This is a genomic window from Bacillus sp. Brlt_9, assembly GCF_051948935.1.
Taxonomy (GTDB): domain Bacteria; phylum Bacillota; class Bacilli; order Bacillales; family Bacillaceae_G; genus Bacillus_A.
In genome coordinates this window covers 1-14,612 of sequence record NZ_JAYJLO010000008.1, presented here as the reverse complement: position 1 = coordinate 14,612, position 14,612 = coordinate 1, and the positions used below count along the sequence as shown (strand labels likewise).

At 38.1% G+C, this 14,612-nt stretch carries 14 protein-coding genes and 1 riboswitch; of the genes, 2 read left to right on the top strand and 12 right to left on the bottom strand.

Features of this window, described 5'->3' with window-relative positions; all coding sequences use genetic code 11:
* The first annotated feature begins 71 nt into the window (after positions 1–71).
* Both VF726_RS24475 and VF726_RS24470 read left to right on the top strand, forming a co-directional pair.
* Positions 72–917 (top strand): SPFH domain-containing protein, encoded by an 846-nt coding sequence (locus VF726_RS24475; RefSeq protein WP_088231847.1) that lies wholly within the window; start codon positions 72–74, stop codon positions 915–917.
* A 16-nt stretch (positions 918–933) separates the two neighbouring features.
* Complete coding sequence (locus VF726_RS24470) at positions 934–1,098, top strand: toxin-antitoxin system HicB family antitoxin (protein WP_087957387.1); 165 nt, start codon at positions 934–936, stop codon at positions 1,096–1,098.
* Between the two features lie 34 nt (positions 1,099–1,132).
* Here the strand turns inward: VF726_RS24470 and purD are convergent, their stop codons facing one another.
* From purD to purE, 12 genes are all read right to left on the bottom strand, one after another.
* The gene (gene purD, locus VF726_RS24465) at positions 1,133–2,404 is read right to left on the bottom strand and encodes a phosphoribosylamine--glycine ligase (RefSeq protein WP_440172800.1); all 1,272 of its coding nucleotides are present in this window, start codon (positions 2,402–2,404) and stop codon (positions 1,133–1,135) included.
* A 78-nt stretch (positions 2,405–2,482) separates the two neighbouring features.
* A complete protein-coding gene (purH, locus tag VF726_RS24460; protein WP_440172799.1) occupies positions 2,483–4,018 on the bottom strand; it encodes a bifunctional phosphoribosylaminoimidazolecarboxamide formyltransferase/IMP cyclohydrolase in 1,536 nt (511 codons plus the stop codon).
* 24 nt (positions 4,019–4,042) lie between these two features.
* Entirely contained in the window at positions 4,043–4,630 is a 588-nt protein-coding gene (gene purN, locus VF726_RS24455) for a phosphoribosylglycinamide formyltransferase (protein WP_440172798.1), read from the bottom strand.
* Entirely contained in the window at positions 4,627–5,667 is a 1,041-nt protein-coding gene (gene purM, locus VF726_RS24450) for a phosphoribosylformylglycinamidine cyclo-ligase (protein WP_440172797.1), read from the bottom strand. The genes purN and purM overlap by 4 nt, the downstream gene beginning before the upstream one ends.
* A 100-nt stretch (positions 5,668–5,767) precedes the next feature.
* Positions 5,768–7,183 (bottom strand): amidophosphoribosyltransferase, encoded by a 1,416-nt coding sequence (purF, locus tag VF726_RS24445; RefSeq protein ID WP_000879031.1) that lies wholly within the window; start codon positions 7,181–7,183, stop codon positions 5,768–5,770.
* The gene (gene purL, locus VF726_RS24440; RefSeq protein ID WP_440172796.1) at positions 7,168–9,387 is read right to left on the bottom strand and encodes a phosphoribosylformylglycinamidine synthase II; all 2,220 of its coding nucleotides are present in this window, start codon (positions 9,385–9,387) and stop codon (positions 7,168–7,170) included. The genes purF and purL overlap by 16 nt, the downstream gene beginning before the upstream one ends.
* Positions 9,371–10,054 carry a phosphoribosylformylglycinamidine synthase subunit PurQ gene (gene purQ, locus VF726_RS24435; RefSeq protein WP_048375606.1) on the bottom strand — a complete coding sequence of 228 codons (684 nt, stop codon included), beginning with the start codon at positions 10,052–10,054 and terminating at the stop codon, positions 9,371–9,373. Before purQ ends, purL begins: the two co-directional genes overlap by 17 nt.
* Positions 10,051–10,305 carry a phosphoribosylformylglycinamidine synthase subunit PurS gene (gene purS, locus VF726_RS24430; protein WP_000278823.1) on the bottom strand — a complete coding sequence of 85 codons (255 nt, stop codon included), beginning with the start codon at positions 10,303–10,305 and terminating at the stop codon, positions 10,051–10,053. Before purS ends, purQ begins: the two co-directional genes overlap by 4 nt.
* Positions 10,298–11,017 (bottom strand): phosphoribosylaminoimidazolesuccinocarboxamide synthase, encoded by a 720-nt coding sequence (gene purC, locus VF726_RS24425; RefSeq protein WP_001170544.1) that lies wholly within the window; start codon positions 11,015–11,017, stop codon positions 10,298–10,300. Before purC ends, purS begins: the two co-directional genes overlap by 8 nt.
* 88 nt (positions 11,018–11,105) lie before the next feature.
* The gene (gene purB / locus VF726_RS24420; protein ID WP_048567417.1) at positions 11,106–12,413 is read right to left on the bottom strand and encodes an adenylosuccinate lyase; all 1,308 of its coding nucleotides are present in this window, start codon (positions 12,411–12,413) and stop codon (positions 11,106–11,108) included.
* On the bottom strand, positions 12,410–13,561 hold the full coding sequence (gene purK, locus VF726_RS24415) for a 5-(carboxyamino)imidazole ribonucleotide synthase (RefSeq protein ID WP_440172795.1): 1,152 nt from the start codon (positions 13,559–13,561) through the stop codon (positions 12,410–12,412). The genes purB and purK overlap by 4 nt, the downstream gene beginning before the upstream one ends.
* Positions 13,558–14,043, bottom strand: coding sequence for a 5-(carboxyamino)imidazole ribonucleotide mutase (purE, locus tag VF726_RS24410; protein ID WP_000839367.1), 486 nt, complete (start codon positions 14,041–14,043; stop codon positions 13,558–13,560). The genes purK and purE overlap by 4 nt, the downstream gene beginning before the upstream one ends.
* A gap of 110 nt (positions 14,044–14,153) precedes the next feature.
* Positions 14,154–14,255, bottom strand: a riboswitch (purine riboswitch).
* Positions 14,256–14,612: the final 357 nt, after the last annotated feature.

The window sequence follows — 14,612 nt, the reverse complement described above, 5'->3', positions numbered from 1 at the left end:
AAAATTAGGTGTAAACCCCTTGCTTAAAATGATATAAAAGTGATATCATTTTTATATCAGGAGGCGATCATATGAAAGAAAAACAAGTATTTTATGTTAATGGTTTTCTCGGTATTATCGGGATTTTAATTTTAGCTGCTATCGGTGTATTTTTCCTTGCACAAGAAATTTTCATAGGAGCAGCATTAACGATTATTTTAGCCGCGGTTCTCGCTACAGGTATTGGTATTGTTCAACCAAACCAAGCGAAAGTCATTACGTTTTTCGGTAATTATTTAGGAACAATTCGTCAAAACGGTTTATTTTTAACGATTCCGTTCGCATTCCGTCAAACTGTATCGTTACGTGTTGAAAACTTTAACAGTAAGAAATTGAAAGTAAATGATGTTGACGGAAATCCAATTGAAATTGCAGCTGTTATCGTCTATAAAGTTGTTGATTCTGCAAAAGCAATGTTCGGCGTTGAACATTATGATCGATTTGTAGAAATTCAAAGTGAAACGGCAATCCGCCACGTTGCAACGAAGTATCCTTATGATAATTTCCAAGATGAAACCAGCGTTACATTGCGTGGAAATACTGAAGAAGTATCTGAAGAATTAAAACGCGAATTAGAAGCACGTCTTGAAATCGCTGGTGTAGAAGTATTAGAAACTCGTTTAACACATTTAGCTTACGCAACAGAAATTGCCCATGCAATGCTACAACGTCAACAAGCAAAAGCAGTATTAGCTGCTAGAAAAGAGATTGTTGAAGGTGCTGTTAAGATGGCTAAAGATTCAATCCATATGTTAGATGAGGAAGGCGTACTGGAACTCGATGACGAGCGTAAAGCAAATATGGTAAATAACTTATTAGTTGCCATCGTTTCAGATAAAGGTGCGCAACCGGTTATTAATACAGGAAGCCTATACTAAAGGGTTGTAAATTATTATGGCTAAAAAGAAAAGCTTTCCATTACGTATTGATCCTGAATTACACGCAGTCATCGAAAAATGGGCGAATGATGAGTTTCGTAGCGTCAATGCACACATCGAGTATTTACTTCGAGAAATGGCAAAGCAAAAAGGTAAATTGAAAAAAGATAAAGAGGCATAAAAAATCCCGCTGAGAAATCAGCGGGATTTTCATATTAACTTCTCGTCATCTCATGCCCAATTGCACGATATCCTATATCACTTCGATAAAATAGACCATCACTCTCAATTTTACCGATTTCTTTATATACTTTATCTTTTGCTTCTTGCAAACTATTCGCCTTACAAGCAACAAATAGTACACGGCCACCGTTTGTCACAAAGTCCCCATGTTTCATTGCTGTACCTGAATGGAACACAATTACATCCTGCAATGCATCTAATCCGTTAATAATGTCACCTTTTTTATATGCTTCTGGATATCCTTTCGAAGCAAGTACGACACCGATTACGGCTTCTTCTGACCATTGTAACGTTAACTCACTTTTATCTAATACAGCGTTACATACATCAACTAAATCATTTTCTAAGCGAGGTAATACTACTTCTGTTTCAGGATCGCCAAAGCGGGCATTAAATTCAATTACCTTTGGGCCATCATTTGTTAAAATAAGTCCTGCATATAAAATCCCTGTAAACGATCGATTTTCTGCAATCATCGCTTTAGCAGTTGGATGTAATACCGTTTTTATCGCCTCTTGAACTGCCGATTCTGAAATTTGTGGTACTGGAGAATATGCCCCCATTCCGCCTGTATTTGGACCTTTATCACCATCAAAAGCTCGTTTATGATCTTGAGCAATTACCATCGGATGCACAGTTGTTCCATTCACAAATGCCATTAATGAAAATTCTTGTCCATCTAAAAACTCTTCAATAACAACCTTCTTACTTGCTTCGCCGAACTTTACATCTTGTAGCATTTCTTTCGCAGCTTGTAGTGCCTCTTCAAGTGTCATTGCTACTGTTACACCTTTACCAGCAGCTAGGCCATCAGCTTTAATAACGATTGGCGCACCAACTTTTTGAATGTATTGTACTGCTTCTTCATAATCTGTAAAAGTTTCATATGCCGCCGTTGGAATATCATACTTTTTCATCAATTCTTTCGTAAAAGCCTTACTACCTTCAATAACAGCAGCCGCCTTATTTGGACCAAATACACGAAGTCCCTCTTCTTTAAAACGATCAACAATTCCATTCATAAGTGGAATTTCTGGTCCAACGAAAGTTAATTCAACCTTATTCTCTTTAGCAAATAAAACTAATGCATCAAAATCATTTTCATCAATATCAACTGGTGTTGCAACATCTCGCATACCTTCATTACCCGGTGCTACATACACCTTTTCCACCTTTTCAGATTGCGCGAACTTCCAAGCTAAAGCATGCTCACGCCCACCGCGGCCGATTACTAAAACATTCATATTTCATCCCCCGATACTTAAATAAGTACAAACTAGAAGCTATGCTGCTCCTAGTTTGTTTTTTCCACAATTGCTCTATTAATGTTTAAAATGACGTACGCCAGTGAACACCATAGCAATCCCATACTTATCTGCCACTTTGATAGAATCTTCGTCACGGATTGATCCGCCTGGTTGAATGATCGCTGTAATCCCTGCTTTTGCTGCTTCTTCTACTGTATCTGGCATTGGGAAGAAAGCATCTGATGCAAGTGCGCTACCTTGTGCTTTTTCGCCAGCTTGTGTGATGGCAATTTTTGCAGAACCTACACGGTTCATCTGTCCTGCCCCTACACCAACTGTCATGTTATCATTCGCTAAAACAATTGCGTTTGATTTCACATGTTTTACAACTTTCCAAGCTAGTTTTAAATCTTTCCACTCTTGCTCTGACGGTTCACGTTTCGTTGGAATTGAAATTGTACTTTCATCTAACGATAACGTATCTTCCTCTTGAACAAGAAGACCACCTTGTACAGAAGTTAGTTTTTTACTTGCACTTGTTGCTTTTTCAATATTTACAGTTAGTAAGCGTAAGTTTTTCTTACTTTGTAACACTTCTAAAGCTTCTTGTGAGAACGAAGGAGCGATAACAATTTCTAAGAAAATTTCATGTAACTTTTCAGCTGTAGCTTTATCAATTTCACGATTTGCTGCAATAATACCACCAAAGATTGATACTGGATCTGCCTCATAAGCGCGTGTATATGCTTCATGAATATCAGTTCCTACTCCAACACCACATGGATTCATATGTTTTACCGCTACTACTGCTGGTTCTGTAAATTCTTTCACGATACTAAGTGCTGCATCTGCATCGTTAATATTGTTATAAGATAATTCTTTACCGTGTAGTTGTTCTGCGTATGCAACAGAAGAAGTTACAGCGAATGGAGCTTTATAGAATGTTGCTTTTTGATGTGGATTTTCTCCATAACGTAAATCTTGTTTTTTCTCAAATGTCACTGTTAATGTTTCTGGGCTTTCTTCACCCATTTGCTCTGTTAAGTAGTTAGAGATTAACGCATCATATGCCGCTGTATGACGGAATACTTTCGCTGCTAATTTACGTTTCGTTTCTTCTTTTACTTCACCGTTCTCTTTCAGTTCTGCTAATACAACATCGTAATCTACTGGATCTACAATTACCGATACAAATTTATGATTTTTCGCAGCAGAGCGAATCATTGTTGGACCACCGATATCAATATTTTCAATTGCATCAGCAAATGTTACATCAGGCTTAGCGATTGTTTCTTTAAATGGATATAAGTTTACAACAACAAAATCAATTGCTTGAATACCTAATTCATTCATTTGCGCTACATGCGTTTCATTATCACGAACCGCTAATAGACCACCATGAATATTTGGGTGTAATGTTTTTACACGACCATCCATAATTTCTGGGAAACCCGTTACTTCAGAAATACCAATTACTTGTAAACCGTTCTCTTCTAGTAATTTTTTCGTACCACCTGTTGAAATAACTTCGATCCCTTGTTCAAGTAATCCTTTAACAAATTCTACTACTCCTGTTTTATCTGAAACACTTACTAATGCACGCTTTTTCATTGATCCTTCACCCCTAGTTGTATGTTAGTTAACAGTTGGTTCTTTCACAGACTGAACAATTTGATTCACTGTATTTACGTATAATTTATGTTCAACTTGTTGAATTTTCTTTTGTAAGCTTTCTCTCGTATCCCCTTCAGAAACAAATACTGCTTCTTGCGCAATAATTGGACCTGTATCCATACCTGCATCTACATAATGAATCGTTACTCCAGTAACTTTCACACCTGCTTCTAACGCTTGACCGACAGCATCTTTACCTGGAAAACTCGGTAGTAATGATGGATGAATATTAATAATTTTCCCGCCGTATGCTTCTAGTAATGTCGGCCCAATTAAACGCATATAGCCAGCTAAAATAACATAATCAATTTCATATTCCTCTAGCTTCTTTAATATCTCTTTTTCAAACGCTTCTTTTGACTCATATGCTTTCGCTGAAAAGGCGAAGCACGGAATATGATGATAATGCGCCCGCCCAACAGCGCGTGCTTCTGGTTTATCACATACTAATAAACTAATTTCTGCATCCAATCTTTTTTCTTCTACCGCATTAACGAGAGATTGAAAGTTAGATCCACTCCCAGAAGCAAAAACTGCTAATCTACTCATAGTGCTGTGCCCCCATTGAAAGTAACGCCAGCCCCTTGTACAGTACGTCCAATAATACGAGCTATTTCTCCTTGCTCTTCAAGAAGACGAACAACATCTTTTGCATCTTCTTCCTTCACCGCTACTACCATACCAATACCCATGTTAAAAATATTGAACATTTCTTTTTCTTCTAGTTTCCCAACTTCTTGAAGTAAACTGAAGATCGGCTGAATTTCCCAAGCTCCTAGCTCAATTTCAGCACCAATTCCTTCCGGCAACATACGTGGGATATTTTCAATGAATCCACCACCTGTAATATGCGCCATACCGTATACTTCATATTTCTTCAATAGTTCTAAAATAGGTTTGACATAAATTTTCGTTGGTTTTAATAATTCTTCACCAAGAGGTAGCTCTAAGCGTCCATAAATACGATCTAAAGATAATTCTCCATCTTCTAGTAATACTTTTCGTACTAAAGAGTAACCATTACTATGAATACCGCTAGATGCTAAGCCAATTAATACGTGACCCGCTTCAATTTTTTCACCTGTTACAATTTTCTTTTTATCAACAATCCCAACTGTAAAGCCCGCTAAATCGTATTCTTCCGTAGAATACATTCCTGGCATTTCAGCTGTTTCTCCACCAATTAATGCACAACCAGCTTGGCGACAACCTTCTGATATACCTTTGACGATGTTTTCAATTTTACTAGGTTCAGCTTTACCACAAGCAATATAATCAAGGAAGAAAAGCGGCTCTGCTCCTTGGACAACAATATCATTTACACACATTGCTACTGCATCAATACCAATCGTGTCATGTTTATCTGCCATAAAAGCGAGCATCAATTTCGTTCCCACGCCATCTGTTCCAGATACTAATACAGGTTCTTCTAATGCAAATTTTGATAGATCAAACATACCTCCAAAACCGCCTAAACCGCCTAGTACTTCTTTTCTCATAGTTGTTTGTACGTGTTTTTTCATGCGAGATACCGCTTCATATCCAGCTTCAATATCTACTCCTGCTTGCTTATATGCATTCGCCATCGTTATTTACACCTCGTCTTTTAATTTCTCCCCATCCAGGACGGGCTATTTTAAGAAAGAAGCCAGCTTCTACACCAAATCATGTAGAAGCTTTTCTTTCTTATTTCATACTTTCTAAAAGCTCTTGCTCATAATCATAAAGAGCTGTCGGATAATCCCCATTAAAGTAAGCCATGCATAGACCTCCATATTTTCCTTCATATGGACGTCCAATTGCATCTACTAATCCATCTTCACTTAAAAATGTTAGTGAATCCGCACCGATCATTTCACGGATTTCTTCTACTGTATTATTTGCCGCGATTAGTTCTTTTCTCGTTTGAATATCAATGCCGTAGAAGCATGGATACTTAAGAGGTGGTGAAGCGATTCTTACGTGAACTTCCGTCGCACCAGCCTCACGCAGCATACGAACAATTCGTTTACTTGTCGTCCCTCTTACGATAGAGTCGTCAATCATAACAACTCGTTTTCCTTCCACTACACCTCTTACTGCTGAAAGCTTCATCTTAACCCCTTGCTCTCGCAGCTCCTGAGAAGGTTGAATAAACGTACGTCCAACGTAACGATTTTTAATTAATCCTAACTCATATGGAATACCTGTCGCCTCAGCATAACCAATTGCTGCTGAAATACTAGAGTCTGGTACACCAGTAACAACATCAGCTTCAATAGGAGCTTCTGCCGCCAAACGTTTCCCCATGTTTTTACGTGCTGCATGGACGTTAATACCTGCAATATTAGAATCCGGACGCGCAAAGTAAATGTACTCCATGCTACAAATTGCATGATCTACTTCATTTGTAAAACGATCTACGTGAATTCCTTCATCATTGATGATAAGTAATTCACCTGGTTCTACATCACGAATATATGTTGCACCTACTACATCGAAAGCACATGTTTCTGATGCTACAACGTAAGCATCACCCATCTTTCCGATTGAAAGAGGACGGAACCCATTTGGATCTAACGCAACAATCATTTCATTTCCAGTTAGTAAAAGATATGCAAACGCACCTTTCACTTTATTTAGAGCCTCTTTTACACTTTCAATTAACGAATCTTTCGTACTACGTTTAATAAGATGTAAAAGTACTTCTGTATCTGAACTTGTTTGAAAAATACTTCCCTCTGCCTCTAATTCGCGGCGAAGCATTTTTGCATTAATTAAATTCCCGTTATGAGCTAATGCCATACTATGATCAGAAAAACGGAATAATAATGGTTGAACGTTAGCAACTTCACTTCCACCAGCCGTCGCGTATCGCACGTGTCCGATTGCTGATTTTCCGTTCAATCCTTCTAGCTCACCTCTTGAAAACACTTCTGATATTAAACCTAACCCCTTGTGACCGACGATTTTTTCCCCATTATTTACGACAATGCCTGCGCCTTCTTGCCCACGGTGCTGTAAACTGTGCAATCCGTAGTATGAAACTTGTGCTGCATTTTCATGCCCCCAAATTCCGAAAACGCCACATTCTTCATTTAACCCCTTTATTTCAGCAAGCATGGGATTGCCCCTTTCCAAGCCTTTCTCATTTCATCTACATTTGCTGTAAGTAATACTTCATCTTCTTCATTATGAATTGTTACTTCATTTGTATTTGTTACTTCTCCAACTTGAATTGCTTCTACCGCTTTCTCGAACGCTTCTTTATTTTCTCGTTTTACAGTTATAACGAAGCGAGATTGTGATTCAGCGAATAATGCTGCTGTAGCTTCTCCGTCTAATTTCACAGTAGCACCTAAACCTTTTGCACCAATGGCACTTTCAGTAATTGCAACCGCTAAACCACCTTCAGCAACATCATGAGCAGATTGAACAAGTCCAGCTTGAATTGCTGCTAATACTTGTTTTTGACGTTTTAATTCTACGTCTAGATCGATGCTTGGTGATTGACCGAAAATTTTGCCGTGAATCATTTTCTGTAATTCACTTCCACCAAACTCAGCTTTCGTCTCTCCGATTACATAAACTAAATCGCCAGCTTGCTTAAACTCTTGTGTTGTTACATGTTTTAAATCGTGTACAAGTCCAACCATCCCAACTGTCGGTGTTGGGTATACAGCTTCACCACTACGCTCGTTATACATTGATACGTTTCCGCCGATAACTGGTGTTTGTAATGTGCGACAAGCTTCACTCATACCATCTACTGATTTCTCAATTTGCCAGAAGATTTCTGGTTTTTCTGGATTACCGAAGTTTAAGCAATCTGTAATTGCAAGTGGCTCTCCTCCAGAACATACGATATTACGTGCTGCCTCTGCTACTGCGATTTTACCGCCCACTTCTGGATCTAAATAAATGTAGCGAGAGTTACAATCTGTCGTCATTGCTAATCCTTTTTCTGTACCTCGTACACGTACAACTGCTGCATCTGAACCTGGTGTAACAACTGTGCTTGTGCGAACTTGATAATCATATTGATCATAAACCCACTCTTTACTTGCAATCGTCGGTTGTTGTAATAGAGCGAATAACGTTTCTTTATAATTTTCTACTTTTGGTGTTTCCATTTTCATTGCTTGGAATTCAGCAAAGTATGCTGCTTCTTTTGATGGTTTATGATAAATTGGAGCTTCTTCTGCAAGAGCATCTGCTGGTACTTCAGCTACCTTTTCACCTTTATGGAATAAGCGAAGCATTTTGTCTTCCGTTACTTTCCCCATCGTAACGGCTGCAAGACCATACTTCTCGAATAAATCTACTATTTCTTGCTCTCTACCTTTTTTCACAACAATTAACATACGCTCTTGTGATTCAGATAGCATCATTTCATATGGTGTCATTCCTGTTTCACGCTGTGGTACATCATCTAAGTACATTTCAATACCCATTCCTGCTTTACTTGCCATTTCTGCAGAAGATGATGTTAAACCAGCTGCACCCATATCTTGGATTCCAACAAGTGCATCTGACTGAATCAGTTCTAAGCAAGCTTCAATAAGAAGTTTCTCCATAAATGGATCTCCTACTTGAACCGCTGGACGCTTCGCTTCTGAGCTTTCAGATAACTCTTCAGATGCGAATGTTGCACCGTGAATACCGTCACGACCAGTTGATGCTCCTACGTACATTACTGTATTTCCAGCACCGTGCGCTTGCCCTTTTTTAATATCTTCATGATTAATTAAGCCTACACACATTGCATTTACAAGTGGATTTCCTTCATAACATGGATCAAACTGTACTTCGCCGCCAACAGTCGGAATGCCGATACAGTTACCGTATCCAGCAATCCCTGCTACTACTTCTTCGAATAAATATTTCACACGTGGTGACTGTAATTCACCGAAGCGAAGTGAGTTTAATAGAGCTACTGGGCGTGCTCCCATAGAGAACACGTCACGGATAATACCACCAACACCTGTTGCTGCTCCTTGATATGGTTCAATAGCTGAAGGATGGTTATGACTTTCCATTTTAAATACAACCGCTTGATTATCACCGATATCAACAATTCCAGCACCTTCCCCAGGTCCTTGTAAGACGCGCTCGCCTGTTGTTGGGAATTTTCGAAGTACTGGTTTTGAATTTTTATAACTGCAATGTTCAGACCACATAACAGAAAATAATCCTGTTTCTGTATAATTTGGCAGACGGCCTAAAATCTTTTCAACCATGGCAAACTCTTCGTCTGTTAGCCCCATTTCCGCATATATGCGCTCTTCTTTAATTTGTGTTGGATTTGGTTCAAGCATTAACGACATATGTTTCCCTCCACTGTTTTAAGATAGATTGAAAGACTTTTAACCCTTCAGCACCGCCAAGTAATTCATCTACAGCACGCTCTGGGTGTGGCATCATACCAAGTACATTTCCTTTTTCATTTACAATACCAGCAATATCTGAAACGCTTCCATTCGGATTTTCTACGTAACGGAATGCGATTTGATTATTCTCTTCTAATCGTTTTAGCGTTTCTTCATCACAATAGTAATTCCCCTCACCATGCGCGATTGGAATATTGATTACTTCATCTTTTTCATATTGTGATGTAAACATCGTTTCATTATTTTCAACACGCAACTGAACAGTGCGACACATAAATTTTAAATTTTCGTTTCTCATTAACGCTCCTGGTAGTAATCCTGATTCAACAAGAATCTGGAATCCATTACATACACCTAAAATCGGCTTTCCTTGCTCAGCAGCTTTTTGCACTGCTTTCATTGCATTCGCGAAGCGAGAAATAGCACCGCAGCGTAAGTAGTCACCGTAAGAGAATCCACCTGGTAGTAAAATTGCATCATATTCATCTAAATTCTCTGTATCGTGCCAAACGTAATCTACTTCTTCGCCAAGCTCATCTTTAATTGCATGGAACATATCGACATCACAGTTCGAACCCGGAAATACTATTACTGCAAATTTCACTGTGCGACAACCTCCTCAACTTCATAACGGAAGTCTTCCATTACAACGTTTGCTAATAATTTTTCACACATTTCTTTTACCTTACTATCTAGATCAGATACTGATTTATCAATTGTTAATTCCATATATTTTCCGATTCGAACGTCTTGTACTTCTGTGAAAGAAAGGCTATGAAGCGCTCCTTTTACTGCTGTTCCTTGTGGATCTAATACGCTTTCTCTTAATGTTACATATACCTTAACTTTATACATGTGAAATTCCCCCTAAACGTTTTAAAATCTCTTCATAAGCATCTGTTAAATTTCCAAGATCACGACGGAATACGTCTTTATCAAACTTTTCATTGCTCGTTTCATCCCATAAACGGCAAGTATCTGGTGAAATTTCATCCGCTAAAATGATTTCTCCTTCTTCCGTTACACCAAACTCTAATTTAAAATCTACTAATCTTACACGACAGCTTGCGAAATGATCAATCAACACTTGATTGATTTGTAGAGCCATATCTCGTAATACGCTTACTTGCTCTGGCGACGCAACGTTTAATACACGAATATGATCTTCCGTTACAAGCGGATCTCCTAAATCATCATCTTTGAAGTAAAATTCTACGATTGGTTCTGCAAGTACAGTTCCCTCTTCCATTCCTAATCGTTTTGAAAGACTTCCTGCAATTACATTTCTTGTGACAACTTCTAAAGGAATAATACTCACTTTTTTAACAAGCTGTTCTGTTTCAGATAGCTTCTCAACAAAGTGTGTTTTAATTCCTACTTCTTGTAACTTTCTGAACAATAAAGTTGTAATCTCATTGTTCAAACGACCTTTTCCTGTAATCGTCTCTTTTTTCTCCCCATTGAAAGCAGTCGCACTATCTTTGTACTCTACCCAAACCATATCTGCTGATTCTGTACGATAAATTCTTTTTGCCTTACCTTCATACAGCAATTCTAGCTTTTGCATTTCGCAAGCCCCCTGTAGTTTGAAAAATGTGAATAATGTTTTTATAAAGAATGGCACAGAATGACTCTATTCTGTGCCATATGAAATTTTACGCTTCGTTTAATCCAAGGCGTTCAAAGATTGTATCAACATGTTGCATATGATGCTCATAGTTGAAGCATTCATTAATTTCTTCTTGTGTTAACTTGCTTGTAATACGCTCATCAGCTTCTACAAGCTCTTTAAATTGTACTTGTGTTTCCCAAGCTTCCATCGCTTTAGGCTGTACGATATCATAAGCTTCTTCACGTACCATACCTTTGTCGATTAACGTAAGCATTACGCGCTGAGAATAAATTAAGCCGTATGTTCTTGTCATGTTGCGTTTCATATTCTCTGGGTATACAGTTAAGTTTTTAACGATATTACCAAAGCGATTTAACATGTAATTTAACGCGATTGTAGCATCTGGTAAAATTACGCGTTCTGCTGAAGAGTGAGAAATGTCACGCTCATGCCATAATGGAACATTCTCATAAGCTGTCATCATATAACCGCGGATAACACGAGCTAAACCAGTCATATTTTCAGAACCAATTGGATTACGCTTATGCGGCATTGCAGAAGAACCTTTTTGGCCTTTTGCGAAAGCTTCTTCAACTTCACGTGTTTCACTCTTTTGTAAACCACGAATCTCAACTGCCATCTTTTCGATAGATGTTGCGATTAATGCAAGTGTTGACATGTAATGAGCATGGCGATCACGTTGCAATGTTTGTGTTGAAATTGGTGCTGCTTCTAATCCTAAGTTTTCACAAACATACTTTTCTACGAATGGATTGATATTTGCGTATGTACCAACCGCACCCGATAGTTTACCAACGCGAACTGTATCAGCGGCTTGTTTGAAACGCTCTACGTTACGTTTCATTTCTTCATACCAAAGACCAAGTTTTAAACCAAATGTTGTTGGTTCTGCATGAACACCGTGTGTTCTTCCCATCATGATCGTGTATTTATGCTCTTTTGCTTTGTTAGCTAAAATGCTTACAAAGTTTTCTAAGTCTTTTAATATGATTTCATTCGCTTGTTTTAAGATGTAAGATAACGCTGTATCTACTACGTCTGTAGATGTTAAACCGTAATGAACCCATTTACGTTCTTCGCCTAATGCTGGTGTTTCTGATACAGCACGAGTGAATGCAACTACGTCATGACGTGTTTCTTTTTCAATTTCATAAATACGATCAATATCAAATGATGCATGCTCACGAATTTTTTTAACATCTTCTTTTGGAATATCGCCAAGCTCAGCCCATGCTTCACAAGCTAAAATCTCAACTTCTAACCACGCTTTAAATTTGTTCTCTTCCGTCCAAATGGCACCCATTTCTGGGCGTGTATAACGACTAATCATCTTTTTCCCTCCAACAGTTGTTCTTGATGGTCCCAAATATGCAAACTCTTCGCTTTTTCTAGAGCGACTTCAATATTATCATTTAAAATATTAACATGCCCCATTTTTCGCTGCGCTTTTGCTTCTTCTTTTCCATACAAATGTAAATAGCACCCGGTTAATCTATTCACTTGTCTTAGGACCCCTTCTATATGTTCGCCTAAAATGTTTACCATGACAACTGGTTTTAACAAATTTGTTTCTCCAAGAGGTAAATTACAGATTGCTCGAATATGTTGACCGAATTGACTCGTTTCACATGCATCCTGTGTATAGTGTCCTGAATTGTGAGGCCTTGGTGCTAATTCATTAATATAAATCTCACCATCAGCTGTAGCAAACATCTCTACCGCTAGTGTTCCCACAAGTTCTAGTTCATCCGCAAGCACTCTTGCATAAGCAATTGCTTTTTGAGAAAGTTCTTCTGTAATGCGAGCCGGAACGATAGATTCATGCAAAATGTTATTTACATGGATATTTTCCGCTACCGGAAATACCTTCGTTTCACCACTTACACTACGAATTACAATAACTGATACTTCTTTTTCAAAAGGCACCCATTTCTCTAAAATACACTCTGCTGCATTCGCAAGCTTTTGCGCTTTATCAACGTCAGCCTCACTTCTTAAAACAACTTGCCCTTTCCCATCATATCCACCTGTCGTTGTTTTTAAGACGGAAGGATATGATAGCTCAGCGATTGCTTCAGTAAGCTGCTCTTCGTTTTGAACCATTCTATACGTCGCTACTGGTAACCCAGCTTTCTCAATTGCATTCTTTTCTGTAAAACGATTTTGCGTTTTACTTAACAACTGACTGCCTTGCGGTAAGTAAGCATGTTTTTCAAGCCATTGTAAACATCTATAATCAATATTCTCAAATTCATATGTGACAACATCACTGATCTCCGCCAAATGCTGAATTGCTTTTAAATCGTCATATGATGCAACAATTTCAATATCCGCAACTTGTGCACATGGTGAATTTTTTGTAGGATCTAAAACAGCAATTTTATATCCCATCTCCTTAGCTGCCAATGCCATCATTCTTCCTAGCTGGCCGCCTCCAATAATGCCGATTGTTTTTCCAGGTAAAATGATTCTCGTCATACTAGCTCACTACCTTCGCGCACATCTTTTTCAATTGCTTCTCTTCTCAATTCTAATGCATCATGTATATCATCATGGAATGATCCAAGTATTTGTGCAGCAAGTAAACCAGCATTTGTTGAACCAGCCTTACCAATTGCAACAGTTGCAACTGGAACCCCTCCTGGCATTTGGACGATGGATAATAATGAATCTAAGCCGTTTAACGCTTTTGATTGAACTGGAACTCCGATTACAGGAAGATTTGTCTTCGCTGCAACCATTCCTGGTAAATGCGCTGCTCCACCAGCTCCAGCAATAATAACTTTCAATCCACGTTCACGAGCCGTTTCTGCATATTCAAACATATAATCCGGAGTCCGATGAGCGGATACAACTTTTTTCTCATACGGTATATTTAATTCATCTAAAATGTCACAAGCATATTTCATTGTTTCCCAGTCTGACGTGCTTCCCATTATGACTCCAACTAGTGATTTCATATTAGAATCCCCCCGATTCAAATAAAAAAAGCCTGAAATAGAACAGTTTCTCTTTTACTATGAGAGAAAGTGCTCTACTCAGGCATACGTATCCCTTGTGAATAGAAAAATACCGAGTGACTTTCCCTCATAGTCTAACGAATAACGGTCGTTAGGTAGAGACTTGCAGGCCATATCCCCGCGATTATATGAGGTCTTATATATTATTCTTTCTATGGCTATATTAACAATATTTCATAAACAATGTCAACAAATAATCGAATGTTTTTTTATTACTAACCAATAACGTTCGTGTTTTAGTTATATTCAAAAGAATTATTGTAACTATATGCAAGAAGGATAAGAAATTAAAATATATATTTCTAGAGATCTATTATACGCACAACGGTTTATATACTAATTCAGTATGCTTTAATATAAAGCATACCGTCTATATTTATAATGAGGACAACAATGAAAAAAACAACTACGCGCTTCTCATGCTTCCCCCTTTGAATAGTCTCATTTTCATTCTTTTTCTTCTTTAGGGTTATTAAATGTATGGATTATGACATTTCATATATAAAAAT

Coding starts and splice junctions, on each gene's coding strand:
- purD (WP_440172800.1), bottom strand. CDS start 2,404: ATGAATGTTTTAGTAATCGGCCGCGGTGGGCGTGAGCATGCTTTAGCT.
- purB (WP_048567417.1), bottom strand. CDS start 12,413: ATGATTAGTCGTTATACACGCCCAGAAATGGGTGCCATTTGGACGGAA.
- VF726_RS24475 (WP_088231847.1), top strand. CDS start 72: ATGAAAGAAAAACAAGTATTTTATGTTAATGGTTTTCTCGGTATTATC.
- purH (WP_440172799.1), bottom strand. CDS start 4,018: ATGAAAAAGCGTGCATTAGTAAGTGTTTCAGATAAAACAGGAGTAGTA.
- VF726_RS24470 (WP_087957387.1), top strand. CDS start 934: ATGGCTAAAAAGAAAAGCTTTCCATTACGTATTGATCCTGAATTACAC.
- purS (WP_000278823.1), bottom strand. CDS start 10,305: ATGTATAAAGTTAAGGTATATGTAACATTAAGAGAAAGCGTATTAGAT.
- purM (WP_440172797.1), bottom strand. CDS start 5,667: ATGGCGAATGCATATAAGCAAGCAGGAGTAGATATTGAAGCTGGATAT.
- purE (WP_000839367.1), bottom strand. CDS start 14,043: ATGAAATCACTAGTTGGAGTCATAATGGGAAGCACGTCAGACTGGGAA.
- purF (WP_000879031.1), bottom strand. CDS start 7,183: ATGCTTGCTGAAATAAAGGGGTTAAATGAAGAATGTGGCGTTTTCGGA.
- purK (WP_440172795.1), bottom strand. CDS start 13,561: ATGACGAGAATCATTTTACCTGGAAAAACAATCGGCATTATTGGAGGC.
- purC (WP_001170544.1), bottom strand. CDS start 11,017: ATGCAAAAGCTAGAATTGCTGTATGAAGGTAAGGCAAAAAGAATTTAT.
- purN (WP_440172798.1), bottom strand. CDS start 4,630: ATGAGTAGATTAGCAGTTTTTGCTTCTGGGAGTGGATCTAACTTTCAA.
- purL (WP_440172796.1), bottom strand. CDS start 9,387: ATGTCGTTAATGCTTGAACCAAATCCAACACAAATTAAAGAAGAGCGC.